Source organism: Streptomyces sp. NBC_01077, from assembly GCF_045162855.1.
GTDB lineage: Bacteria > Actinomycetota > Actinomycetes > Streptomycetales > Streptomycetaceae > Streptomyces.
Genome location: NZ_CP108669.1, coordinates 6,081,979 through 6,106,291 on the forward strand (window position 1 = coordinate 6,081,979; position 24,313 = coordinate 6,106,291).

The window sequence follows — 24,313 nt, forward strand, 5'->3', positions numbered from 1 at the left end:
TCAGCGCCGGACGTCCGCCTGGAAGAAGAGCGCACCGAGCCAGACGGTGTCCTTCCGGCTCCCGAACCGGACGTGGACACGGTCGGCCCCTTCGCGCAGGGCACCCCGCAGATCGAACACGTCGGAGTCGTATCCCAGAGTGTTCGTACGATCGGGATGACGGACCATACGGCCGGTGCCGAATTCGGTGATGCTGGAGTTCATCACGTCGTCCGCGGAATTGGCGGAATCGGAGAGCCGGGTGCTCTTCGAGCGGCTCGTCCGCACCGCCAGGTAATCACCGGAAGTGCCGCGGTCACCGTCATAGGCGATCACGCCGAGACGGCCGTTCGTGGCCTTGCCGTAACGGTTTCCGTCGAGCGGTACGCGCAGCTCGCCGGAGTGCGGGCCGACCGTTTCGAATCCGTCCCAGACACGGATCCTGCGCAGCGGTTCCGACGCCTTCTCGTACGCGGCGACGAGCGTCCAGCCACCCCAGCCGCCGACCGCCGAACGGCCCATGGCGACGTTGACCTGAGCGACCGTCCACTGCCCCGCGCGGGAGGAGCGGACCAGCTTGGTGACATCGGCGGAGGCCTGGAAGGCGTCGGCGCCGTCGGCCGTGCGGTGGCCGATCAGGGTGTCCGCGAGCAGCGCCTTGTACGCGCCGCCGGGCTCGGCGATCAGCACCCGGCCGTTGTCCTTGGGCGGCTTCTGCTCGCCCACCCGCAGGTTGCCGCCCCAGTAGAGACGGGCCCAGCTGACCCGGGCGCCCGCGGGAACGGCGAGCTCGGCACGGCTGGAGTTGTACGTGTTGGGGTCGCTGTCCACGTCGACGTAGGCGATCGTGGCGTCGTCGTTGACCGACTCGGTGCCCTTCGCGCCCTTCGCCGAGGAGTTGGCGGCGCGCACGACCCCACCGTGCTGTACGGCCTGGTAGCGCGCGGCGAACGGGACGCGGCTCGCCTCCCGGGGCTGGGGTGCGACGGCGGAGGCGACCGGCAGCGCGGCGGACAGCGCCGCACACGACAGGGCGCACAACACGCTGCGACGCACAGCAAGAACCGCTGAATTCCGCATACAGGTTCTCCGCTTTGATGAGAGAAGGAAGGGAAGACCCGTGAAGGCCGGGAGAGGGGGTGTCGTCCGCACGAAATGGGTGAACGCGCGGCGGGCCCGGAAGCAACGTTCGGGAACGTTATAACCCCGGCGCGGGGCGATAGTAAGCATTAGATGCCTGGAAACGCTAACTCCCGTATCCACAGGGCAGGTTCCTCGTTGAGCGTGTTGCGCCATTCCTCGGCCACTCCCTCCAATGGCCCTCCTATGGCCCAAAGATCGGTTGAACGTCACCCGTTCGGGAGAGCAACCGATGAAAAGCCCGGGCGTTGTTGAGGGAGTCGGACCGAACAGTCCGCGCAGTCCACGTTGAATTTCGATCGAGGAGCACTTCCCCATGTCCCGTATCGCCAAGGCCGTTGTCCTGACCGTGGGTGCCGCTGCCGCGGTCGCCGGTGCCGCCGGTGCCGCCGCCGCCGACGCCGGCGCCGAGGCCGCGGCAGTGAAGTCCCCCGGTGTCGGCTCCGGCAACGTCGTCCAGGTCCCGGTGCACATCCCGGTCAACCTCTGCGGCAACACCGTCAGCGTCATCGGCGCGCTGAACCCGACCTTCGGCAACACCTGCGTCAACGCCTGATCCGGCACGCCTGATCGGTCCTTCCGAAGCCGGTGCGCCCACCCTGAGGGGGTGGGCGCACCGGCTTTTTCCTTGTCGTCATGGGGTCGGTACTCGTTCGGCGGCACCGTCGTGCGCCGTTCGTGCAACGGCGTACGCCCCTTCGAGGGGCATGTTCGAGGGGTGGATTCACTCGAACGGAGGCGTGGCGCTCAGTAGTTCTGCGGTTGCGGAGGGCTATACCCCCAGGCACGGTGAGAGAGCAGTTGTCCGACGCATAAGGAAAAGGAACACATATGCGTCCCCTGGCTACACGCCGCATCACCGCCCTGGCGATATCCGCCGTCATCACCCTCGGCACGGCGGGACCCGCCATCGCCGGCGAACACCATCCGTCCACCGCGGCCGACCGGGCCGCCCGCGCACCCCTCCCCGAGGCCGCCGCCCTGCTGACCCAGGCCCAGGCGCTCGGTGACCTCGGCTCGGTGACCACGCCCGTGACCGAACTCGTCACGGCTGCGCTCAAGGCCGACTCGGGTCAGCTCCCGGCGGCCGACGCCGAGGCCCTCAAGGCCAAGATCACGGCAGCCGTCGACGAGGCCAAGGCCACCGCGCCGGCCCCGCTGCCGGACACGCCCGTCACGCCGCCCTCGACCGACCTCCCGGTCACGCCTCCGGCGGCCGACCTCCCGGTCACGCCTCCGGCGGCCGACCTCCCGGTCACGCCTCCGGCGGCCGACCTCCCCGTCACGCCTCCGGCGGCCGACCTCCCGGTCACGCCTCCGGCGGCTGATCTCCCCGTCACGCCTCCGGCCGCGGAGACCCCCGTCGACCTTCCGGTGAAGCAGCCCGTGGAAGCCCCGGCCCTCCCCGTGAAGCCGCCCGTGAGCCTGCCCGTCGCGGCCGGCGCGAAGGCCGCGTGGGCCGGCAGGGCGGCCGCCCCGGCGGACGTCGTGACCGACGCCCTCGCCACGGTCGAGAAGGCGGTTGCCGCCCTGCTCGCCGCAGTCACCTCCGGCGACGCCGGCGGAGTCGTACCGCAGGTCACGGCGACCCTGACCTCGCTGGTCAACCTGGCTGTCGCCACGGTCCTCGGCAGCGGCCTGCCCGCTCCCGACCTGGCCGGACTGCCCGTGCTGCCGTCGCTCCCGGTCACCCCGCCCGAGCTGCCGGTGGACCCGCCGGAGCTGCCCGTCGACCCGCCCGAGCTGCCGGTCGACGCGCCGGTGAAGCCCCCGGTCGACGTGCCCGACCTGCCGGTCAAGCCCCCGCTGCCGGTCCGGTAGTCATCCGCAGGCCCTGTACCGGCCCGGCGTCCCGCCGGGCCGGTACAGGCGTGCGCGGCCGGGGTGCGGCCGGTGCGCGATCGGCAAATAGCACCGGTCCGCATCGATCGGGTGCAGTGTCGAGAAATCCTTCCTCCCGGAGTTTCCGCGCGGCACGCCGTTCGTTACAGAAGCAGAACAAAGTGCGGGATTCGGTCAAGAAGCCTGTGCAGTACGTGACTTGAAAGTACAGAGGAAGGAATCACCCCATGAAGCCCACCAAGGTCGCTGCGGTTGTCGCCGGTTCGCTGATGGCCCTTGGCGCTGCCGCGCCCGCCATGGCCACGGAGGCGCTGACCCCCACCAGCCTGAACGGTGGCCTCGAAGCGATCGCCGCCAATGGGCTGAAGTCGGATGTGCTGAGCAGCACCACGGACGGCTCCCCGGTCAAGACCGTCACGGACACCGCGACACAGCTGAACGAGACCACCAAGGGCGCCCCGCTCCTCGGTGGCCTGCCGGTCCCCGGCGGCCTGCCGGTCGGTGGCTGACACCCGTTTGACACTCGACTGACGCCTTATCAGCAACCCTGCCTTTCCGGGTACTTGCGGCGGCCTCCGGGTCGTCGTTCCCCACGGTCGGCTGATCGAATGATTTTCTGATCAGCTGCCGTGTGGCCCCCGTTCCACGGGGTTCGCCGACCCATACCCTCTGGCCAGTCCCACGCGAACGTCGGCGTGGATCAGGCCGGTCGGAGCGAGGGGGGATCCTCGCCGGTCTCTCCCTTTCTCCAGAGGAAGAGCGGTATGCGGTCCATCATCAGCAGGAAAGTACTCACCGCGGCGGCAGCGACCGGCATCCTGTCGCTGAGCGGCGGATTCGCCCTGGCCGCGAACGCCCACCCGGGTACGGGCGACGGTCCGGGCCCCGGCAACGCCGGCCATGTCCAGGCGCCGCTGCCGGCGGATGTCTGCGGAAAGACCATGGATCTCGGCGGCTTCGTCGCCGCGGCCGTCGGTGACCTCTGCGCCCAGGCGGAGGGGCCCGGCGGCTACGGCGACGAGCCGGGTGAACCCACGCACCCCGGCGAGCCGACCCATCCGGGTGAACCCACGACGCCGCCCACGCACCCGCCGACGCACCCGCCGACGCACCCGCCGTCCACGCCTCCCACGCACCCGCCGACGACGCCTCCCACGACGCCGCCGACCAACCCGGACGAGCCCGGTGACTGCGAGGAGCCGGCCCCCGGTGAGGAGCCGGAGCCCGGTTGCGAGGAGCCGACGCACCCGCCGACGACGCCTCCCACGACGCCGCCGACGCACCCGCCCACGCACCCGCCGACCACGCCTCCCACGTACCCGCCCACGACTCCTCCCACCAACCCGCACGAGCCGGGGGACTGTGAGGAGCCCGCGCCGGGTGAGGAGCCGGAGCCGGGCTGCGAGGAGCCGACACACCCGCCGACCACGCACCCGCCGACGACGCCTCCCACGACGCCGCCGACCAACCCGGACGAGCCCGGTGACTGCGAGGAGCCCGCTCCCGGTGAGGAGCCGGAGCCCGGTTGCGAGGAGCCCACCACCCCGCCCACGACTCCGCCCGGTCAGCCCGAACTCCCCGACACGGGCGCCGAGCCCGCGCTCATGGGAGCGGCCGCGATCAGCGCCGCGCTGATCATCGGCGGCACCGTCGTGTACCTCCGCGGTGGCCGGATCGCCCGCCGCCACTGACGTCGTACGCCGATCAGGTGTCAACCCGGGGCCCTCACCTTCACCGGTGAGGGCCCCGCCCGTTGCTGCACATGGGGGAGTTCCGGCGACGTTCCCCCGAAGGTCTCGTTGTCAGAACATGACTCTGCGCTCTCACGCCGGCATGGGACTCCTCATGACCGCATTCGCCTCCGCCGCCCTGGCCGCCCCGGCCTCGGCCGTCGAGGCGCCGGTGATCGTCCCCCTCCAGGGGCTCGAGCCGGTGCTCCCGATGGACGCCCCCACGGTGGCCACCGGCGTACCCGTCCCGATGCCCGGTGCGCCCACCGGCTTCCAGAAGGGCCTCGGCTCCCTGCCCGACGTCGCACTGCCCAGCGTGCCGCTCACCGGCACCCTCCCCGCGACGGTGGTGGACGCCCCGCTGCCCGAGGTCCTGAAGGACAGCGAGCCCGGCCGGGCCCTCTTCGCCACGCCGCACTCGGAGATGGCGGCGGCCACCCCGGGCGCCGTCCTCGGCAACCCGGTGCTCGCGCCGAAGGGCAACGGGCTCGCGGGGCTGCCGGAACTCGCGGAGCCCCGGGTCGGCCTGCTGCCCCCGATGGCGAGCGGCGCTCTGGACTCCCAGCTCGGTCTGGCGCCCGAGGCGCACTGACGCGGCGAGAGGCGGCGGGCGCAAGGGCGTTCCCCTGTGCTCGTTCTTCTGTGCGATCGAGGGCCCGGCGGGTGAAGACACGATTCTTCCCCGCCACCGGAAGGGCTCTCGTTCGTTGCAAAAGAGGCTCGTCGCATGGCCGCGGCCCGCGGATCGAGGCCGTCCCGCCGTATCCGGCGGCGGACGGTTTTCGGCCCGCGGGCCATTTTTTCGGTTTTCCTTCTTCTCTTTCGGCCCAATGGCCGTGACCCGGCCCGTCGCACGACGTTGAACGGGAATGACGGCCGTGATTCCTGCGGTCGCTTTCCACGTCCAAGGAGTTCTTGATGTCTCGCATCGCGAAGGCTGCCGCTGTTCTCGCCGGCACGGGTGCCGTTGCCCTCAGCGGAGCCGGCCTGGCCGTCGCCGACTCGGGCGCCGAGGCCGTCGCCGCCCACTCGCCCGGTGTCGCCTCCGGCAACGTCGTCCAGGTCCCGGTCCACGTCCCGGTCAACCTCTGCGGCAACACCGTCAGCGTCATCGGCCTGCTGAACCCGGCGTTCGGCAACACCTGCGTCAACGCCGACGGCCACGGCCACGGCCACGACAACGGTGACGGCGGCTACGGCGGCTGATCCCCCGTAACGACCGTGTCCCCCCGGCCCATCGGGTCGGGGGGACACGTGCGTACGGGGCCTCCGGCGGGGCCTCGGGCGTATCGGCGGCCGGCGGGTCAGGCGTACCGGTAGATCCGGCTGTGGTCGAACATCGACGTCGGGGTGACCCCCCAGGGCGCCATCGGCTCGTGCCGGGCGACGACCTTGCGGTACTGCGCGTCCCCGAGCGGCGGCGGCTCGGCGGGGAGGTACGCCGCCCCGGGGTTGCGCTGCTGCCAGCGGGACCAGACCAGGTCGACGAAGGAGTGGTGCAGCCAGAACACCGGGTCGTTCACGGAGCCGCCGCCGAGCATCAGACCGCCGACCCAGCGGTGCACCCGGTTGTGGATGCGGAACCGCTCGTTGCCCCGGCCCGGCGCCCAGCCTTCGAGGCGGTTCCGGAAGCCGGAGGAGCTCGTCGAGTTCCAGGGCGTCACGTCGTACACCCGTTCCGGCATCACCTCGTCCAGCTGGGCCTGGGTCGGGAGGGTGATCGGGTCGCGGGGGCGGCCGAAGTCCCTGGTCAGGAAGCGTTCCTCGGTCATCGACTGGGTGATCTTCCAGCGTCCGGAGGAGTGGGCGAAGGGGCCGGTCATCACCTGGAGGTCGGCGCGGCGCCCGTTGCCGCCCAGGAAGTCCTCGCCCCAGAGCGAGGAGGCCGGACTGTTGTCGCGCGTCCAGTCCCAGTACGGGACGGAGACCGTCGGGTCGATCCGGCGCAGCGCCGTCTCGAACTCCAGCAGGAACTTGCGGTGCCAGGGCAGGAAGCTCGGCGTCATGTGGGCGACCCGGAGCCGGCCCTCCCCGTCGGCCGTGTAGTGGTCGATATGGGTGCGGACGAACCGGTCGTACGTACCCGTGCGCTTGAGCTCCAGGACGGCGGCGACGAACTTCCGGCGCTCGGCTCCGGTCAGATGGCGCTGGTTCTTACGCGTGTACACCACGCGGACCCCCTCCCGTCGGGTCGGTGTGGACACCATGGGCGGCGGCGAGCGGGGAGAGCCGGGCGGTGCCCAGCTCGTCCACGGCCGCGCGGACGGCCGCCAGTGGCGTCGGGCAGGACTCGTAGTGGTCGATCGGGGTGACGTAACCCCCGTCGGCGCAGCGCATCAGATGCAGCGGCCGGCCGTCGACGAGGGCCAGCGGCTCGCCCTCGGGGCCGGAGAAGCCCAGGATGCGGCGGCCCCCGTACATCTCGTCGAAGGCGTGCGGGTCGCGTGCGGTGTCCGCGGGCGCTCCGGACGGCGGGCGGGTCGTGATGCGGCCGAGCGCGCCCCCTGTGAAAGCGGTGACGGCCAGAGCGAAGAGGGACCGCAGTGCGACGCGGCGCGGGACGATCATGAGTGATCTCCTCGGGGTCGGCTGGGGGTCCCCCCGCCGCAGGTAGGAGGAGCCCTCAGGGCACAACGATGAAAACCCGGGTTCGTTGCGCCGGAAATGCCAGCGGCGTGAATGTCGGCCGTTCGAGTGAAAACGGCGCGGGGAAAGGGTGGTTGGAGCATTAACATCCGATTCATGACCACTTCCAACGTCGTTTCCTCGGCGCGCAGCGCCTCTCCGCTGGGAACTCTCACGGTGATTCCGTGGTCCAGCGAGCCCTCCGCCGATTCGGCCGGTACGCCGTTCCTCATGGCGTATTCGCTCGGCGACGGCCGGGACGGGCCGGAGGCCGGTCAGCAGGCCATGCGGACGGCCCTGGAGGCCATGGGCCTCTCCGTCGGCGACCGGCTCTTCGATCTGGACAAGGACGCCGGGATCAACGCCTCGCTGCTCGTCGAGGGCGGCTCCGCCGTCCTCAGCCTGCCCTTCCTGAAGGTGCAGGCCCCGGTGCCCGACGAGTGGCAGGAGGCCGCCCGCGAGCGCGGCCAGGTCTATCTGATCTGCTCCGTGCGGCCCTGGCCCGAGGCGGTGCCCGGACAGCCGGTCGACGAGGCGCGGCTGCGGTCGTTCGTCTCCGACGAGGAGATGCTCAAGGACAGTGCCCACGTCCTGATGCCCGTCCGGCGCCTGCAGGGCTGAGCGGGAAGGGGCTCGCGTCATGGCGACGGTGAACGTACGGGGCGAGGTACCGGAGCAGCGGCAGGATCAGGAGGGGTCCGCGCGGCAGACCGCGGGGACGATCGGCGGGAGCCGGGCCTTCGCCTGGTTGCTGATGATCACCGGGGCGGCGGGCGTGCTGTCCGGCTGGGTGATCACGATCGACAAGTTCCACCTTCTGGAGGACCCCGGGTTCCAGCCCGGGTGCAGCCTCAACCCGGTCGTCTCCTGCGGCAACATCATGAAGAGCGAGCAGGCGGGGGTCTTCGGCTTCCCCAACCCGATGCTCGGGCTCGTCACGTACGCCGTCGTCGTCGCCCTCGGCGCCGGGCTCCTCGCCGGGGCCCGCTACCGGGGCTGGCTCTGGCTCGGCCTCAACGCCGGAATGCTCTTCGGCGTCGGCTTCTGCACCTGGCTGATGTACCAGTCGCTGTACGAGATCAACTCGCTCTGCCTGTGGTGCTGCCTGGCCTGGGTCGCCACCATCGTCATGTTCTGGTACGTCACCGCGCACAACGTCCGCCACGGGGTGATCCCCGCCCCGGCGGGAGTGCGGACCTTCCTCGGCGAGTTCACCTTCGCCCTGCCCGTCCTGCACATCGGGATCATCGGGATGCTGATCCTGACCCGGTGGTGGGACTTCTGGACCAGCTGACGTGAACCGTCTCCTTCCCGGGCCGCGGGCCGCACTCATCGTGCTGCTCGCGGCCGTTCTCGTGCTCCTCCTGACGTCCGACCGGATCGCGCCCGGCGACCGGCACACCGGGACCCGGGCCGCGCCCGAACGGGATCCGGCGCCGCTCCCCGGGGTGCCCTCAGGGTTCTTCACCGGCTCCGACGAGGCCGGGGTGCGCCGGATCGCCCAGGCGCAGGCCTGGCTCGGCGGCGGGTCGCTGACCGTCGGGCACACCTATCTGCCGGGCGACCGCTGGTCCAACATCGAGGGCCATCCGGCGCTCTTCGGGCCCTGGGCGCGCTGGAAGGAGGCACGGCCCGGGCGTCTCTTCGTGCTCAACGTGCCGATGATGGACCGCAGCGAGGCGGGGCTGCCGGACGCGGAGGTGCGGTCGGGGCTGCGGAGCGGCGCGGCGGGGGCCTTCGACGGGCACTTCCGGGTGCTGGGGGAGCGGCTCGTGGAGCACGGGCTCGGGGACGCGGTCCTGGTCCTGGGCTGGGAGATGAACGGCACCACGTACAGCCATCGCTGCGGACCGGACCCGGAGTCCTGGAAGACGTACTGGCGTCGGGTCGTCGGGGTGCTGCGGGGGGTGGCGGGGCAGCGGTTCCGTTTCGACTTCACCCCGAGCCGGGGGCGGGACGCCGTGGAGTGGCCGCGCTGCTACCCGGGGGACGACGTCGTCGACATCATCGGGATGGACGCGTACGACCAGCCGGCGGGGCTCGCGTTCGAGGACCAGGTGGCCGAGGAGTACGGGCTCGCGCACCACGTGCGGTTCGCGGCGGCGCACGGCAAGCCGGTCTCGTACCCGGAGTGGGGGCTCTTCCGCAACGGCGACAACCCGGCGTACGTACGGGGGATGCTGGACTGGTTCGCGGCCCACCGGCCCGTCTACCAGACGGTCACCGACTACTGCCCGCACGGTGTGTGGGGGTGCGCCGACAATCCGGAGTCGGCGCGGGTGGTCAGGAAGGCGCTCGGAGGGCCGGCCGGCCCGTGAGGGAGCCGGCGGGTCGGCCGCGCGGTGGTCCACGTCCCACCGCGCCCCGTTCCCGTGTCCGGTCAGGCGTGCTGGTAGGCCACCAGCGAGATGCCGACGTAGTGGACGATGAAGGCGGCCAGGGTCAGCGAGTGGAAGACCTCGTGGAAGCCGAACCAGCGCGGCGAGGGGTTCGGGCGCTTGATGCCGTAGATGACCCCGCCCGCGCTGTAGAGCAGGCCGCCGACGATGACGAGGACCAGGACGGCGATGCCGCCCGCGCGCATGAAGTCGGGCAGGAAGAAGACCGCGGCCCAGCCCATCGCGATGTAGCAGGGCGTGTACAGCCAGCGCGGGGCGCCGACCCAGAAGACCCGGAAGGCGATGCCGGCGGTGGCCGCCGCCCAGACCGCCCACATGAGCGGCCGGCCGGTGGAGTCGGGGAGCAGCAGCAGGGTGAGCGGGGTGTAGGTGCCCGCGATGATCAGGAAGATGTTGGCGTGGTCGAGGCGCCGGAGGATGGCCTCGCCGCGCGGGCCCCAGTTGCCGCGGTGGTACAGCGCGCTGATGCCGAAGAGCAGGCAGGCGGTGAGGACGTAGATCCCGCAGGCGATGCGGGCGCGCGGCGAGTCGGAGAGGGCGACCAGGACGAGGCCGGCGACGATCACGGCGGGGAACATGCCCGCGTGCAGCCATCCTCTGAGCCGGGGCTTCAGCGGGAGCGACGGGGGCTGCCCGATCGGATCCGGCTCGATCGGGGTCACGTCCGGCGTGGCTGCAGTCATGGAACGGAATCGTACCTACGGCCCCGTAGGTCGCGGATACGAGTGGCGATGCTCACGTGGGCGGACCCCTGGACATATGGGCGGATCCGTCGGATGATCAAATGAGTGCGGTCGGCACCGGATGAGCAGCTACGAAGCATCCGGGTCGCGGCCCCCACGGGGCACACACCAAAAAACCCCTCTACAAGGAGCAATCGTGGCGCGCGACAACGCGGCTCCCCAGACCCTTCCGACCCAGCACCAGGAGCTCGTCTCCTGGGTGAACGAGATCGCGGAGATCACCCAGCCGGACAACATCGTCTGGTGCGACGGTTCCGAGGCCGAGTACGAGCGCCTGTGCGAGGAGCTCGTCGCCAAGGGGACGTTCACGAAGCTCGACCAGGCCAAGCGCCCGAACTCGTACTACGCCGCCTCCGACCCGACCGACGTCGCGCGCGTCGAGGACCGGACCTTCATCTGCTCCGAGAAGGAGGAGGACGCGGGCCCGACCAACCACTGGAAGGCCCCGGCGGAGATGAAGGACCTCTTCGCCGGCGAGAAGGGCATCTTCCGCGGCTCGATGCGTGGCCGCACCATGTACGTCGTGCCCTTCTGCATGGGCCCCGTCGGCTCCCCGCTCTCCGCCATCGGCGTCGAGATCACCGACTCCGCGTACGTCGCCGTCTCCATGCGCACCATGACCCGCATGGGACAGGCCGTCCTCGACGAGCTCGGCACCGACGGCTTCTTCGTCAAGGCCGTCCACACCCTCGGCGCCCCCCTGGAGGAGGGCCAGGAGGACGTGCCGTGGCCCTGCAACTCCACCAAGTACATCTCGCACTTCCCCGAGAGCCGCGAGATCTGGTCGTACGGCTCGGGTTACGGCGGCAACGCCCTGCTCGGCAAGAAGTGCTACGCGCTCCGCATCGCCTCCGTCATGGCGCGCGACGAGGGCTGGCTCGCCGAGCACATGCTGATCCTCAAGCTCACCCCGCCGCAGGGCGAGTCCAAGTACGTCGCCGCCGCGTTCCCGTCCGCCTGCGGCAAGACGAACCTGGCCATGCTGGAGCCCACGATCTCCGGCTGGACCGTCGAGACCATCGGTGACGACATCGCCTGGATGCGCTTCGGCGAGGACGGTCGCCTGTACGCGATCAACCCCGAGGCCGGTTTCTTCGGCGTCGCGCCCGGCACCGGCGAGCACACCAACGCCAACGCCATGAAGACCATGTGGGGCAACTCCGTCTTCACCAACGTCGCCCTCACGGACGACGGCGACGTGTGGTGGGAGGGGATGACCGAGACGGCCCCCGCGCACCTCACGGACTGGAAGGGCAACGACTGGACGCCCGCGTCCGAGACGCCCGCCGCCCACCCCAACGCCCGCTTCACCGTGCCGGCCGGGCAGTGCCCGATCATCGCGCCGGAGTGGGAGGACCCGAAGGGCGTGCCGATCTCGGCGATCCTCTTCGGCGGCCGCCGCGCTTCCGCCGTCCCCCTGGTCACGGAGTCCTTCGACTGGAACCACGGTGTCTTCCTCGGCGCGAACGTCGCCTCCGAGAAGACCGCCGCCGCCGAGGGCAAGGTCGGCGAGCTGCGCCGCGACCCCTTCGCCATGCTGCCGTTCTGCGGCTACAACATGGGCGACTACATGGCCCACTGGGTCAAGGTCGGCGCCACCGCGGACGCGGCCAAGCTGCCGAAGATCTACTACGTGAACTGGTTCCGCAAGAACGAGGCCGGCAAGTTCGTCTGGCCCGGCTTCGGCGAGAACAGCCGCGTCCTCAAGTGGATCGTCGAGCGCCTGGAGGGCAAGGCCGAGGGCGTCGAGACCCCGATCGGCATCCTGCCGACCCCGGAGTCCCTCGACACCGAGGGCCTCGACCTGCCGGCCGAGGACCTGGAGTTCCTCCTCAAGGTCGACCGTGACGTGTGGCGCGAGGAAGCCGCCCTCGTCCCCGACCACCTGAACACCTTCGGCGACCACACGCCGAAGGAGCTGTGGGACCAGTACCGCGCGCTCGTCGAGCGCCTGGGCTGATCCCGCACCACCGACTCGTGGTGGGTTGCCCCGAACTACCGCCCTGACCAGTGGGGTCACGACGGCTCACCACGACGCAACCGGCCCCCGGCGCCCCCTCAGGCTCCGGGGGCCGGCGCATGTCCGCCGGCGTTCAGGTCAGAGGATCGGCTGGCCGGCCTCGACGGTGGCGATCGCCCGGCGGCAGGCGTCGCGGAAGCTCTCGAACTTGCCGCCCGACCTGTACCAGGTCTCCGCGCGGCCGTCGCGGGAGGACGGGTCGCCGAAGAGACTCTTGCGCAGCTCCGTGGTCAGCTCCAGCTGGGCGCCCTTGGCGAGCATCGTGCGGTTGCACGGGTTGGTGATGTGGCTGCCGTTGAACTCGCCGAGCGTGGCGGAGTAGCGGGGGTCGTAGGCGTCGACCGCCTGGAAGCCGGCGTTGTTGATCTCGGTCACCAGGGCCGAGCGGAACGCGGCGTTGAGGCCGCCGACGACGGCGACGCCGAGGTTTCCGGTCGGCGGGTAGGTGGCAGTGGGCAGGTTCAGCTGTTCGAACTTGCAGCCGTGCAGGGACAGTACGTTGAGGTGGCTCGCCACGGTCGACAGGGCGACGTGGTCGTCACAGTTCTTCGAGGTGACGTGCAGGGCGCTGTTGCCGGAGGAGAGTAGGCCCTCGAACATGAAGTAGTCGTGCACGGTCGGCAGGATCGGGTCGCCCGCGGGGTCGCCCTTGCCTTCGCCCGGGGCGCTGCCCGGGCTGTAACCGGCGATGCCCAGGCACAGCTCGCTCGTGCCTATCTCGATGCCGCCGCCGTGCAGCGCGAGGATCGCGGTGCGCGGGAAGCCGTACTTCTGGCTCATCTTGAGGTCGAACTGCTGGTGGCGGCGGTAACGGCGGCTGTACGAGGTGCCTTCGACCAGCTCCGGGTCCTGGTAGAGGGCGGTGTTCGAGGGGTACTCGAGCGGGTCCGGAAGCGTGTCGGCGGGGACCGGGGCGGCGGAGGCCGGCGCGGCGGAGGCGAGCTGGCCGAGGACCGGGGCTCCCGCCGTGGCTGCTGCGGCCAGCGCGGTCAGGATCGTGCGGCGCGAGGTGGAGTGCTCGAAAGGTGTCATGTGCGGACCGTAGTCGATCAGTTGCCGCGCCCTTCCACGTATTTCGTGTGGATGTGCTGACGGATGGCCTCCGCTTCCTGGAGGGCGGTGGCGATCGCCGTGGCCTCCTCGTGGAGCGCGGCCAGCTGCCGTTCCAGGTGACCCTCCGGCGCCTCGGCGCCCGAGGTGAACCGCGACCACCACCGCGTCCGTACGAAGGTGTCGACGGCCTCCGGGATGTCCTGGCGCACCGTGCGGGCCAGCACGTGCAGATGCTCCGGGTCGGTCACCCAGCCCGGTTCGAGCAGGGCCTCGACGAGGGTGTCGAGCGCGGTGAGACGTTCGCGCGCGGTGGCGGACAGCTCCACCTCCGCGAGGTATGCACGCAGGGTCGCGAAGTCGGCGCGCACCCCGTCGAGACGGTCCCCCTCCTCGGCGAACTCCGGCGTCGCGGGCCGCTCGGGCGGGGCGATGAGCGCCCCCGCCGCGTACAGCCCGCCGACCACCAGGGGCCAGAGGGGGCCCGCGGCCCCGGTGAGGGCGATGCCGACACCCGCGAGGCCGCAGAGGCTGCCGGTCAGGTTCTTGCGGGACTCCGCGTACCGCAGGAGAGGACTACTGGTAGCCACGGATCTCCTCGAAGGCGCCGTCCAGCGAACCCTGGTTGGCGTCGAAGAGCTTGCCGCCGGTCAGGCTCGCGATGTGGTCGAGCTCGCCGCGGTCGGAGTCCCCGAAGAGGATCGGGAAGACCGGGGTGCGCTTCTGCTCGGCGGGCAGGGAGTCGTAGAAGCTGTCGAACGCGGTGGCCGGGTCGCCGTCGGTGTTCTCGCCGTCCGTCATGAGGACGACCGAGGTGAACGTGTCGCCGGGCGACTTCCCGAGGAAGCGGTACGCCTCCTGGACGCTGGAGTAGATCGCGGTGCCGCCGAAGGCCGAGAGCTTCTGCGCGTCGCCCTTGATCGCGTCGAGCGCGGCCTGCGGCGAGGCCGGGTCGACCGTGTGCGTACGGACCTCGTTCTGCTTCACCGCCGAACCGAAGGGCATCAGGGTGACCTCCTCCCGGTCCCGGAAGTCACCGGTCAGCTCGACCAGCGCCGTCTTGAGCCGTTCGAGCCGCTCGCCGCTCATCGAACCGGAGGTGTCGAGCACGTACACCGTCCGGGAGGGCCTGCGCAGGGTGTTGTCGTACGCGTCGAGGAGCCCGTCCGCGACCTTCTGGCTGCCGGGGAAGGGCAGTTCGCGCCGCTGGTCCCGGGCGAGCGCCGGGGCGGGGTCGACCCCGGGGACGACGGGACGGCGCAGGGTCTTCTCCGTGATCTGCCGCTGGGCGTCCGGGGGTGCGCAGATACGTGGAGAGCCTGCCGGCCGCCGCCTTCGCCTCGGGGCGGGCGGAGGTGAGCAGGGTGAGCGGGTAGTCGGCCGTCACGACACCGTCGGACGGGCGGATCACCGTCAGCTCGCCGGGGGCGGACAGCAGGACCGACTCGTAGTTGACGAGCGCGTCGACGTCGGTGCGGCGGGCGTACGCGGTGGCGAGCCAGCCGGAGGAACCCGAGGTCAGCTTCTGTCCCGTGAAGAACTCCTTGAGCCGCGGGGTGGCCTTGGCGACGTCCTGCTCGATGAGTGCCGACTGGGCGCCGGAGAGACCGGAGGCGACCGAGACCAGCGCGGAGAAACCGGAGTTGGAGCGCATCGGGTCGGTCATGCCGTACGTCAGCTTCCCGTCGGCGACGGCCCGGTGCAGCTGCGACCAGGTGACCTTCGCCGGGTCCCAGCCGAGCCGGGAGACGGCCGCCGGCCGTACGCCGAGGGCGACCGGCGAGGCCATGATCGGCGTCTCGCCGGTGATCCTCCGGGCGGTGTCGGGGCGGAGTCGCAGATAGTCGTTGGAGGAGAGCCAGACCGCGTCGTACTCCTTGTCCGCCGAGCCGGACGCGATCTGCTCGACGGCGTCGAGGGTGCCGGCGTAGGTGGGCCGGACGGTGACGCCGGTCGACTTGCGTGCCTCTTCGAGGATCGGGGCCATGTCGGCCAGTTCGGAGGAGGCGAGGACCCGGAGGGTGCCGGCGGCGGCCTCCTGGCCCTGCTTGTCGGGCCGGCCGGTGGCTCCGCCGCCGCTGTCCCCGGACGCGCCGGAGCAGGCGGTGACGAGCAGGGCGAGGGCGAGCCCGGCGACGGCACGGGAGAGGGGCCGGGGGCGATGCGTGCGGGTCGTCATGCGAGGCCGCCACCCTCCAGCGCGCCGGTGCGGCGGCTGCGGGCCAAGTGGGCGCTCGCCTCCTGGAGTTCGGCGGTCAGCGACTCGACCGTCGCCGCCATCGACTCCGTCGCCTGCACCCTGTACGTGTCGATGGCGTCGAGCGTCCGGTAGATCTGCTGGAACGCCGTGCGGAGCGTCTCCGCTCCCACCGCCGGGTCCGCCGCGATCCGCTGGATCTCGCCGGCCTGGGTGGCGAGCATCTCGGCGTTGCCGCGGATCAGGTCCTCGGTCGTCGAGCGCAGCACGTTCACCTGCTCGGTGACCTTCCGCTGGTTCTCGAGCGCGGAGGCGAGCATCACCGCGATCCGCAGCGCCGACACCGTCGTCGTCGCCGCCCGGTCCACGCCCTTGATCAGTTCGTCGTTGTTCCGGCGGACCACGTCCATCGCCAGGTATCCCTGGGCGCAGACCGCGAGTTGGGTCAGCAGGTCCTGGTGCTTCTGCCGGACCGGGAAGAGGACGTCCGCGCGGAGCGCGTCCGCCTGGGCCGGGTCGGGCGTGGTGGCGATGCGCTCCTCCACGGCGGCGTCGAGCGCGGCGGTGAGCATCGCGTACTCCTGGAGCTTGCCCATGGTCTCCCAGAGCCGGGCCCGCTCGGTCTGCAACGCGGCGTTGTCGCGGCGCAGTTCGTCCTGGCCGCCGCGCAGGGAGCCGACGATCCGGTTCAGAGTGGCCTGCGAGGAGGCGTACGCGGCGACGTGGTCGCGGAGCTTGTTGCCGCCGGGGAGCTTCGAGAGCAGCCCCTTGATCCCCTTGCCGGGGGTGTCCCGGGGGTCCAGGTCCGTGATCGTGCGGCGGAGTTCGGCGAGGGACGAGCCGACCCGGGACCGGGCGTCGCCGCCGGCTGCGCCGGAGCCGCCGGAACCGAGCGAGCGGATCGTACGGTCGAGCATGCGGTTCGACTGCTGGGCGGCGGCACGCATCTCGCCCGCGCCGAGCCCCGCGATCTCGCCGATGCGGCCGGCGAACTCGGGGGAGCGCGGATCGAGCCCTTCGAGCGAGCCGACGTACTCGACGGCCCGGCGGGACACCTCCGTACGGGTGGCCTCGTCGATCGGTACCAGGCCGGAGGCCTGCTCGGCGCGGACCGGCGGAACGGGCTCGGGCGGGGTGAGGACCAGCGGCGTGTCGTGCTCCGGAGGTGTCAGGGCCATCGTTCTTCTCGGATCCTCGGGCGTGGTCATGCGGTGTCCCCCTGGTCGCGGGCCCGCAGGGCCATCTCGTGCAGCACCTTGCTGGTGGGCACGGGCGCCTGGCGGACTCCGGTCAGCGTCTGGTTGAGGTACTCGGTGTGGCTCTGGGTCGCGGTGGTGAACTCGCTCGCCGCACCCTGCGGCCGGAAGCCGTGGCGGACCGCGAGCTTGCGCAACTCGGGGTCGGTGGAGAGGAGTTCGCCGAGCGCCCGGCCGTTCTCGGTGAGCGGTACGAGAGTGTGGTCGCTGTTGACCGTGGTGTCCGGGTAGAGGACGACGAGGTCGCCCATCGGGCGGCCGGCCAGGAGCTGGGCGGCGACCTGGGACTCGTAGACGAGGACGAGCGGGTTGCCGACGCCGCTGATGAAGTCGCGGAAGGGGGCGTCCGAACCGGACTGCTGGGCACCCTGCACCTGGACGAGCTTGCGCAGGAGCGGGGCCGTGCGGGTGACGGCCGCCTTGTCGCCCGCGACCCGCCCGCCGTCGGCGACATAGCTCGCGGCGGCGAGGTAGAGGGCGCCCGAGTTGGAGGCGACCGGATCGGTGGAGGTGATGAAGAGGGTGCCGCTCAGCTCGGCGTGCCCGGCGGCGCCCTTGAGCTGCTGCCAGGTGCGGTCGGCGCGGGCCGCCGCGAGATAGGCGTCCATCTTCAGGGTGCCGCTGGTGCCGCGCGGGCCGAGGGTCGCCAGGCCGTTCCCGGAGAGGACCCGGGCGGCGGCGCTGTGCGCGACGACGACGAGCGGGGAGTAGAAGGGCCGCAGCGGGGCGGTCGTCGCCCTGGTCTTCTTCGCGGCCTTCGCGCGCAGCTCGTCGGCCGGCGCCTTGGAGGACGGGAAGGCGAAGTCGTAGCCTTCGAGAGGCAGTTCCTCCATGTCCCAGGACCCGGAGGTCTCGGTGCCCACGGTGAAGCCCTTCGCGGCGAGGGCCTTCACCACCTGAGGGTCGGTGAAGAACTCCGCCTTCTCCGACCCTATGACTCCTCGCACGGTCTTCGTTGCCGTGCCTGTGTCCTTGTCGCCGCCCGTCACGAGGACGGCGGCCACGCCGCCGAGGAGAAGGACGGCCAGGACGATTCCCAGGATGCGTCTCACATGGGCAGCGTGCTCACGGAAACCCACATTCCAGGGGGAGTCGGGTGTACGAGGGGTGAAGGAGCGATCCCGGTACCGAACCGGAGGGGGATGTACCGCCGCGGCCGTCCCTGAGAGGCTCGGGGGTTTGGGTGGCGCCCGGTCCGCGCGGTTCGTGACGCGCGGACCGGGGCCGTCAGGGGGTGCCGGCTGCGGTCAGGGTGGGTTCCCCGGCCAGCGCCGCGGTGTGCGCGTCCATGCGCTCTGCGGCGAGGATCGCGGCGGCCGTGTCGGCCCGGGAGGCGGCGACGACCAGGGCGCGGCCCGCGAGGGCGTGGGCCCTGCGGTGCAGGTCCTGCGCGGGTGAACCGCTCAGACCCGCGTGCCGCGCGGGCGGTGCGCCGCGCAGCCGCGCCACCTGCCGGGCGATCAGTTCGCCGGCCTCGGTGTCGCCGAGCTCGTCGGTGACGGCGAGCAGGGCGGCGAGGTGCCCGGCGAGCTGGATGTCCAGCTCCTCCTCGCGGGAGCGGTGCGGGTACGCGTCGTGGGCGTCGTCGGCCGTCCGGTGGACCGACTTGGTGCGGATCGGTTCGTACATGGGACGGCCTCCTGAGTGCTCTGGAGCCATCCTAGCTTAGATTCAGTCTAAAGTTGAGTGGAGTCCTGGGGTGGCTCGTCAGGGCTGGCTGTAGCCGTCCAGGAAGCGCCCGATCCGGGTCACCGCGTCCGCCAGGTCCGCCGCCGCCGGCAGCGTGACGATCCGGAAGTGATCGGGCTCGTGCCAGTTGAAGCCCGTCCCGTGCACCACCATGATCTTCTCGGCCCGCAGCAGGTCGAGGACCATCTGCCGGTCGTCCTTGATCTTGTAGACGTTCGGGTCGAGACGCGGGAACAGGTACAGCGCGCCCTTCGGCTTCACGCACGTCACACCCGGGATCTGGGTCAGCAGCTCGTACGCCGTGTCCCGCTGCTCCAGGAGCCGCCCGCCCGGCAGGACGAGGTCCTCGATCGACTGCCGGCCCTGGAGGGCGGCGGCCACCGCGTGCTGCGCCGGCATGTTCGCGCAGAGGCGCATGTTGGCGAGGATCGTGAGGCCCTCGATGTACGAGGACGCGTGGTGCTTCGGGCCGCAGACCGCGAGCCAGCCCGAGCGGAAACCGGCCACCCGGTAGTTCTTGCTCATCCCGTTGAAGGTGAGGACGAGGAGGTCGGGGGCGATCGCGGCCGTCGGGGTGTGCGTGGTGCCGTCGTAGAGGATCTTGTCGTAGATCTCGTCCGAGCAGACGACCAGGTTGTGGCGGCGGGCGATCTCCATGAGCGAGCGGAGCATCTCGTCGTCGTAGACGGCGCCCGTCGGATTGTTCGGGTTGATGATCACGATCGCCTTGGTGCGATCGGTGATCTTCCGCTCGATGTCCGCCAGGTCCGGCATCCAGTCCGCCTGCTCGTCGCAGCGGTAGTGCACGGCCGTACCACCCGCGAGCGAGACGGAAGCCGTCCACAGCGGGTAGTCCGGGGCCGGGACGAGGACCTCGTCGCCGTCGTCGAGCAGCGCCTGCATCGACATCTGGATCAGCTCCGAGACGCCGTTGCCGAGGTAGATGTCCTCGACGGAGAGCGGGATGCCCTTGGTCTCGTAGTGGCTCATCACCGCGCGGCGGGCCGACAGCAGCCCCTTCGCGTCGCCGTAGCCGTGCGCCTCGGAGAGGTTGCGCAGCACGTCCTCGAGGATGGCGGGCGGGCACTCGAAGCCGAAGGCGGCCGGGTTGCCCGTGTTGAGCTTGAGGATGCGATGACCCGCAGCCTCAAGCCGCATCGCCTCTTCGAGCACCGGACCCCGGATTTCGTAACAGACGTTGGCGAGCTTCGTGGACTGGATCACCTGCATGCCGAGAGCTTACGGCCGGGTCGGCCGGGACGCCTCGTGTTTTGGGACACGTCGGACAGTGCGGGCGAAGGCAGGACGGCCCGTCGACGGCCGGAGGACGGCCGAAAGAGGGGTCCTCCGTCCGGCGGGATAGGTTGGCCCGTCATGAGGGCTTTCAGTGATTCCGGATGCCGGTGGCTCGGCGCGGCCGGGTCGCTCGCCGTCGCCGTGGGCGGCTGGGCCGCCGGGACGCTGCCGGTACGCGGCGGCTGGGGGCTGTGGGAGCCGCGCGGCTCCGCGCTCACCCTCGCCGGCGCGCTCCTCGCGTACCTCGGTCTGACACTGCTCGTCGCCGCCTGGTGGCGGTACGGCGTCCTCCTCGCCCGGGGCGTACGGGACGGGGTGCTCGCCACCCTCGCCTGCTGGACCGCGCCGCTGCTCCTCGCCCCGCCGCTGTACAGCGCGGACGTCTACAGCTACATCGCGCAGGGCGCCATGGTCCTCGAAGGGCACGACGTGTACGGCGGCGGGCCCTCCGTCCTCGGACCGGGCGACCTCGGGTCGGACGCGGCCGCGAGCGTCGGAGGGCACTGGACCGACACCCCCGCGCCGTACGGGCCCGTCTTCCTGGTCCTCGCGCAGCTGGTGGTGAAGCTGACCGGGGGCGAGATCGTTCCCGCCGTGCTCGGGATGCGGCTGCTCGCGGTCGGCGCGCTCGCGTTGATCGTCTGGGCCGTACGGGGGCTGGGGGGCGGGCGCGGAGGTCCTGACGGGGCCCTGTGGCTGGCCGCCCTCAACCCGCTGCTGCTCATCCATGTCGTCGGCGGCATGCACAACGACGGCCTGATGATCGGGCTCATGCTGGCGGGCGTGCTGCTCGCGGTGCGGGGGCGGTGGGTCCTCGGGTGCGTCCTCGTCGGTCTCGCGATGATGGTCAAGTCGCCGGCGGCGGTCGCGCTGCTCTTCATCGGGGTGATGGTCGCCCGGCGGGACGGTCGTGGCGTGCGGGGCCTGGTGAAGGGGCTCGTCCTGCCGGGGCTCGTCGCCGGGGCGGTGGCCGCGGGGGCGACGGTGCTGGCCGGAACCGGGTTCGGGTGGGTGCGGACGCAGAGCGTCGCCGGGACGATCCACACGGCACTGTCCGTGAGCAGTGATCTCGGGCTTGGGCTGGGGCTGCTGTTCGGGGACGATCCCGATCCCGTGAAGGCGGTCGTGCAGAAGCTCGGGCTGCTCGTCGCCGTCGGGATCATCGTGGTTCTGGCGTGGCGCGCCTGGCGGGGGGCTCTTGATCCGGTGCTCGGGCTGGGGCTCTCGCTCGTCGCCCTTGTCGCGCTGTCGCCGATGGTGCAGCCCTGGTACCTGCTGTGGGGGACGGTCGTCGTCGCGGCCGTTGCCTGGCGGGGGCGGGTGGGGCAGGTGCTGGCGGTGTTCTCGGCGGCGCTTGTCTATGAGACGGCGTTGTCCGGGCGGACGCCTTGGTACGGGTTCGTGGTGGCGGGGGTTGTCCTGGGGCTGGGGCTCTGGTGGCTGCGGCGGGATCCTTGGGGCGAAGGTGAGGCGCCGCCCCTTCGCCCGCTAGCGCGTGCGGCGGATTGATCTGCCCGCCAGGGCGGTCGTGCGTCTGCCGTCCTCCATGACGAACTCGCCGTTGATCAGGACGTGCGGGATCCCCGTCGGGAGGGTGCGAGGGGAGTCGTACGTCGCTCCCGCTCCGACCGTTTCCGGGTCGAACAGCACCAGGTCCGCCCGGTAGCCCTCGCGGATCCGACCCCGGTCGGTCAGACCGAGGCGGGCTGCCGGGCGGGAGGTCAGGTGGGCCACGCAGTCCTCCAGGGTGAGGACGCCCAGTTCTCGTACGTACCGGCCCAGGTACCGGGGAAACGTGCCGTACGCGCGCGGGTGCGGCTTCAGGCCCTGCAGGATGCCGTCCGAACCGCCGGTGTGCACCCGGTGGCGCATGATCGTGCGGACGTTCTCCTCGTGGCCCACGTGCTGCAGGATCGTCGTGCCCAGACGGTCTTCGAGCAGGAGGCGGCGGGCCGTCGGCCAGCCGTCCACACGGCGGCCCACGAACTCCGCGAGCGCCGGCTCCGACACCCCCGAGATCTCGATCGTGTCCCAGTCCACCGGCACCCCGTGGCAGCCGTCCGAGCCGAGGACTTCGAGGTGGTGGCGGATGCGTTCCGCCGTCGCGTCGTCCCGCAGGCGCGTAAGCACCGCCTCGGGCCCGCCTTCGCTCGCCCAGCTCGGCAGGACGGCGACCAGGGTCGTACAGCCGGGCGTGTACGGGTACGTGTCGAGGCTGATGTCCGCGCCCGCGTCCAGGGCCTCGTCGAGGAGGGCGAGGAGTTCGGGGGCCCTGCCCTTGTTCACGTCGAAGTTCATGGTGGCGTGGGCGAGGTGGAGGGCGCAGCCCGCCTCCCGGGTGAGCCGCACCATCTCCTCGTACGCCTCCAGGGCTCCGGCCCCGTACGAGCGGTGGTGCGGGCAGTAGTAGCCGCCGTACCTCGCCACGACCCTGCAGAGTTCCGTGAGCTCGGCGTCCTTCGCGTACATCCCCGGGGTGTAGGTGAGGCCGGAGGACATGCCGACCGCACCCTGTTCCATGCCCTCCGCGACCAGCTGCCGCATCCGGTCCAGTTCGGATCCCGTCGCCGGGCGGTCGTCCCAGCCGACCGCGTACATCCGCACCGTGCCCTGGGGGATCAGATACGCGGCGTTGACGGCGATGCCCCGGTCCAGGCGGTCCAGGTACTCGCCGACCGTCCGCCAGTCGAAGTCGATGTCGTCGCCGTACCCGTTCCAGCCGGTGATCGCCTTCCGTACCTCCGCCAGCGTGCGGTCGTCGACCGGCGCGTACGACAGACCGTCCTGGCCGAGGACCTCCAGCGTCACGCCCTGCGCGGCCTTCGCGCTGTGGTCCGGGTCGCGGAGCAGCGCCAGGTCGCTGTGGGCGTGCATGTCGATGAAGCCGGGGGAGAGGGCGAGGCCCTCGGCGTCCACGACGCGGCGGGCGGTGGGGCGCTGACAGCCGGCCGCCGCCCCCTCCTGCACGATCGCGGCGATCCGGCCGCCGTCGATCGCCACGTCGGCGCGGTAGGAGGGGCCGCCCGTGCCGTCGACGACCTCCGCGTCGCGGAAGACGAGGTCCATGCCGACTCCTTCTAGAAGAACGTGCGGATGTAGTCGACCACCGTGCCGTCCGCCTCGACCAGCGGGATCAGCTGCCACTTGTCGAAGGACGTGCACGGGTGGGACAGGCCCATGCCGAGCCAGTCGCCGACCTCCAGGTCGGCGCCCGCCTCCGTCCGTACCCAGGCGTGCTGGTCGGAGAGGCCGGTGACGGTCATGCCCGCGGCGGGACGGATCTCGCCGGTGCGGCCGTCGCGGACGACCTGCGCCTCGGGGAGGTGCAGGTCGTGGGCGGCGTCGCGCTTGCCCGCGTTGGTGAAGGCCTGCTCGGGGGTGGGGCGGGAGACGACCTGCGACCAGAGACGGAAGGCGGGCTGGAGCGAGCCCTCCTCGGGGACGCGGTTGAAGGGGGTCTTCTCGCGGTACTGCCCGTCGTCGTGCGAGACGTACGCGCCGGAGCGCAGCAGCTTCAGGACGGGGAGGGAGAGTCCGGAGATCTCCGCGAAGACGTCCGCGACCGCGTCGAACCACTCGCTCCCGCCCGCGCTCACCACGATCTCGCCGATGGCGGGGTCGAAGCGGCCGGCCTTGTCGAAGTCGGCCGCGAGCCCGACCAGCCGGTGCAGCCACTCCCTGACCCGCTCGCCGTCCGCCTGGGGCATGGTGCCCTCGTACCCGGCGACGCCGACGAGCCGCAGGGTGGGGGCGGCCGCGACCGCATCGGCGACGGCCGCGCACTCCGCCTCGGTCCGTACGCCCGTCCGCCCGGTCGCGCCGGCGGCCAGCTCGACGACGACGTCCACGGGGCGGGCGGCGCCGGCAGCGCGCAGGGCCTCGTCCATCAGCTCGACGCCGCGCACGGAGTCGACGTAGCAGATCAGGCGGAAGTCCGGGTCGGCGTCGAGTTCGGCGGCCAGCCAGCGCAGGGCGACGGCGTCGACGAGTTCGTTGGCGAGGAAGATCCGGGCGACGCCGTGGGCCCGGTAGACGCGGGCCTGGTGGGGCATGGCGGCGGTGATGCCCCAGGCGCCGTGCTCCAGCTGCCGGTCGAAGAGCTGGGGGGCCATGGACGTCTTGCCGTGCGGGGCGAAGGCGAGGCCGTGGCGCTCGGCGTACGTCTCCAGGAGGCGCAGGTTGTGCTCGACGGACTCGGCGGAGAGCGCGAGGACGGGGGTGGTGAAGCCGCCGGTGAAGAGGTTGCGCCGCTGGGCGGCGAGCTCGCCGACGGTCAGGCCCTCGGCGTCCGGGGGCAGGGCCTTGAAGCGGTGGTCGACGCGCTCGTTCGCCAGGTCGGGCATGAGG

23 protein-coding genes and 1 pseudogene are annotated in these 24,313 nt (G+C 71.4%); 11 read left to right on the top strand and 13 right to left on the bottom strand.

Annotation, left to right across the window (positions count from 1 at the left end):
* A complete protein-coding gene (locus OG462_RS27695) occupies window positions 1-1,059 on the bottom strand; it encodes a DUF3344 domain-containing protein (RefSeq protein WP_406061660.1) in 1,059 nt (352 codons plus the stop codon).
* 376 nt (window positions 1,060-1,435) lie between these two features.
* Between OG462_RS27695 and OG462_RS27700 the strand changes: the two genes are divergently transcribed.
* The 6 genes from OG462_RS27700 (at window position 1,436) to OG462_RS27725 (ending at window position 5,897) form a co-directional block, all read left to right on the top strand.
* Complete coding sequence (locus tag OG462_RS27700; RefSeq protein WP_306329927.1) at window positions 1,436-1,675, top strand: chaplin; 240 nt, start codon at window positions 1,436-1,438, stop codon at window positions 1,673-1,675.
* Window positions 1,676-1,950: 275 nt separating this feature from the next.
* Window positions 1,951-2,940: a hypothetical protein gene (locus OG462_RS27705; RefSeq protein ID WP_406061662.1), complete on the top strand. Its 990-nt coding sequence runs from the start codon at window positions 1,951-1,953 to the stop codon at window positions 2,938-2,940.
* Between the two features lie 248 nt (window positions 2,941-3,188).
* Window positions 3,189-3,470, top strand: a complete 282-nt coding sequence (locus tag OG462_RS27710) for a hypothetical protein (RefSeq protein ID WP_187622246.1) — start codon at window positions 3,189-3,191, stop codon at window positions 3,468-3,470.
* A gap of 255 nt (window positions 3,471-3,725) precedes the next feature.
* Window positions 3,726-4,652, top strand: a complete 927-nt coding sequence (locus OG462_RS27715; RefSeq protein WP_406061664.1) for a hypothetical protein — start codon at window positions 3,726-3,728, stop codon at window positions 4,650-4,652.
* Window positions 4,653-4,770: 118 nt separating this feature from the next.
* The gene (locus OG462_RS27720) at window positions 4,771-5,283 is read left to right on the top strand and encodes a hypothetical protein (RefSeq protein WP_406061666.1); all 513 of its coding nucleotides are present in this window, start codon (window positions 4,771-4,773) and stop codon (window positions 5,281-5,283) included.
* Window positions 5,284-5,609: 326 nt separating this feature from the next.
* A complete protein-coding gene (locus OG462_RS27725; RefSeq protein ID WP_406061668.1) occupies window positions 5,610-5,897 on the top strand; it encodes a chaplin in 288 nt (95 codons plus the stop codon).
* A 98-nt stretch (window positions 5,898-5,995) separates the two neighbouring features.
* Here OG462_RS27725 and OG462_RS27730 read toward each other — a convergent pair whose 3' ends face one another.
* Both OG462_RS27730 and OG462_RS27735 read right to left on the bottom strand, forming a co-directional pair.
* Complete coding sequence (locus OG462_RS27730; protein ID WP_406061670.1) at window positions 5,996-6,862, bottom strand: tyrosinase family protein; 867 nt, start codon at window positions 6,860-6,862, stop codon at window positions 5,996-5,998.
* Window positions 6,846-7,259: a tyrosinase family oxidase copper chaperone gene (locus OG462_RS27735; protein ID WP_406061671.1), complete on the bottom strand. Its 414-nt coding sequence runs from the start codon at window positions 7,257-7,259 to the stop codon at window positions 6,846-6,848. The genes OG462_RS27730 and OG462_RS27735 overlap by 17 nt, the downstream gene beginning before the upstream one ends.
* 174 nt (window positions 7,260-7,433) lie before the next feature.
* Here OG462_RS27735 and OG462_RS27740 point away from each other — a divergent pair, with 174 nt between their 5' ends.
* The 3 genes from OG462_RS27740 to OG462_RS27750 are packed head-to-tail and all read left to right on the top strand — an operon-like array spanning window position 7,434 to window position 9,634.
* Window positions 7,434-7,937 carry a DUF5949 family protein gene (locus OG462_RS27740; protein ID WP_406061673.1) on the top strand — a complete coding sequence of 168 codons (504 nt, stop codon included), beginning with the start codon at window positions 7,434-7,436 and terminating at the stop codon, window positions 7,935-7,937.
* Window positions 7,938-7,956: 19 nt separating this feature from the next.
* Window positions 7,957-8,610: a vitamin K epoxide reductase family protein gene (locus OG462_RS27745; RefSeq protein WP_406061675.1), complete on the top strand. Its 654-nt coding sequence runs from the start codon at window positions 7,957-7,959 to the stop codon at window positions 8,608-8,610.
* A 1-nt stretch (window position 8,611) separates the two neighbouring features.
* Window positions 8,612-9,634 carry a glycoside hydrolase family 26 protein gene (locus OG462_RS27750; protein WP_406061676.1) on the top strand — a complete coding sequence of 341 codons (1,023 nt, stop codon included), beginning with the start codon at window positions 8,612-8,614 and terminating at the stop codon, window positions 9,632-9,634.
* A 62-nt stretch (window positions 9,635-9,696) separates the two neighbouring features.
* On the opposite strand, the gene trhA is transcribed toward OG462_RS27750, so the two are convergent.
* Complete coding sequence (trhA, locus tag OG462_RS27755; protein WP_406061678.1) at window positions 9,697-10,398, bottom strand: PAQR family membrane homeostasis protein TrhA; 702 nt, start codon at window positions 10,396-10,398, stop codon at window positions 9,697-9,699.
* Window positions 10,399-10,594: 196 nt separating this feature from the next.
* Here trhA and OG462_RS27760 point away from each other — a divergent pair, with 196 nt between their 5' ends.
* Window positions 10,595-12,418, top strand: a complete 1,824-nt coding sequence (locus tag OG462_RS27760) for a phosphoenolpyruvate carboxykinase (GTP) (RefSeq protein WP_406061680.1) — start codon at window positions 10,595-10,597, stop codon at window positions 12,416-12,418.
* A gap of 138 nt (window positions 12,419-12,556) precedes the next feature.
* On the opposite strand, the gene OG462_RS27765 is transcribed toward OG462_RS27760, so the two are convergent.
* The 7 genes and pseudogenes from OG462_RS27765 to OG462_RS27795 all read right to left on the bottom strand — a co-directional run bounded on the left by OG462_RS27765 (window position 12,557) and on the right by OG462_RS27795 (window position 19,900).
* Complete coding sequence (locus OG462_RS27765; RefSeq protein WP_406061682.1) at window positions 12,557-13,510, bottom strand: poly-gamma-glutamate hydrolase family protein; 954 nt, start codon at window positions 13,508-13,510, stop codon at window positions 12,557-12,559.
* A 17-nt stretch (window positions 13,511-13,527) separates the two neighbouring features.
* Complete coding sequence (locus OG462_RS27770) at window positions 13,528-14,118, bottom strand: hypothetical protein (protein WP_406061684.1); 591 nt, start codon at window positions 14,116-14,118, stop codon at window positions 13,528-13,530.
* Window positions 14,105-15,707 (bottom strand): annotated as a pseudogene (locus tag OG462_RS27775) (substrate-binding and vWA domain-containing protein). Before OG462_RS27775 ends, OG462_RS27770 begins: the two are co-directional and overlap by 14 nt.
* Window positions 15,704-16,933, bottom strand: coding sequence for a toxic anion resistance protein (locus tag OG462_RS27780; protein WP_406061686.1), 1,230 nt, complete (start codon window positions 16,931-16,933; stop codon window positions 15,704-15,706). The pseudogene OG462_RS27775 and the gene OG462_RS27780 overlap by 4 nt, the downstream one beginning before the upstream one ends.
* Window positions 16,930-18,060, bottom strand: coding sequence for a hypothetical protein (locus OG462_RS27785; protein ID WP_406061687.1), 1,131 nt, complete (start codon window positions 18,058-18,060; stop codon window positions 16,930-16,932). Before OG462_RS27785 ends, OG462_RS27780 begins: the two co-directional genes overlap by 4 nt.
* 148 nt (window positions 18,061-18,208) lie before the next feature.
* Window positions 18,209-18,610 (bottom strand): hypothetical protein, encoded by a 402-nt coding sequence (locus tag OG462_RS27790; protein WP_406061689.1) that lies wholly within the window; start codon window positions 18,608-18,610, stop codon window positions 18,209-18,211.
* A gap of 78 nt (window positions 18,611-18,688) precedes the next feature.
* A complete protein-coding gene (locus tag OG462_RS27795) occupies window positions 18,689-19,900 on the bottom strand; it encodes a pyridoxal phosphate-dependent aminotransferase (RefSeq protein ID WP_406061691.1) in 1,212 nt (403 codons plus the stop codon).
* A gap of 144 nt (window positions 19,901-20,044) precedes the next feature.
* Here OG462_RS27795 and mptB point away from each other — a divergent pair, with 144 nt between their 5' ends.
* A complete protein-coding gene (gene mptB / locus OG462_RS27800; RefSeq protein ID WP_406061693.1) occupies window positions 20,045-21,475 on the top strand; it encodes a polyprenol phosphomannose-dependent alpha 1,6 mannosyltransferase MptB in 1,431 nt (476 codons plus the stop codon).
* Here the strand turns inward: mptB and OG462_RS27805 are convergent.
* Both OG462_RS27805 and OG462_RS27810 read right to left on the bottom strand, forming a co-directional pair.
* Window positions 21,455-23,032: an amidohydrolase family protein gene (locus OG462_RS27805; protein ID WP_406061694.1), complete on the bottom strand. Its 1,578-nt coding sequence runs from the start codon at window positions 23,030-23,032 to the stop codon at window positions 21,455-21,457. The two genes, mptB and OG462_RS27805, sit on opposite strands and share 21 nt — an antisense overlap.
* An 11-nt stretch (window positions 23,033-23,043) precedes the next feature.
* Entirely contained in the window at window positions 23,044-24,309 is a 1,266-nt protein-coding gene (locus tag OG462_RS27810) for an alanine racemase (protein WP_406061696.1), read from the bottom strand.
* Window positions 24,310-24,313: the final 4 nt, after the last annotated feature.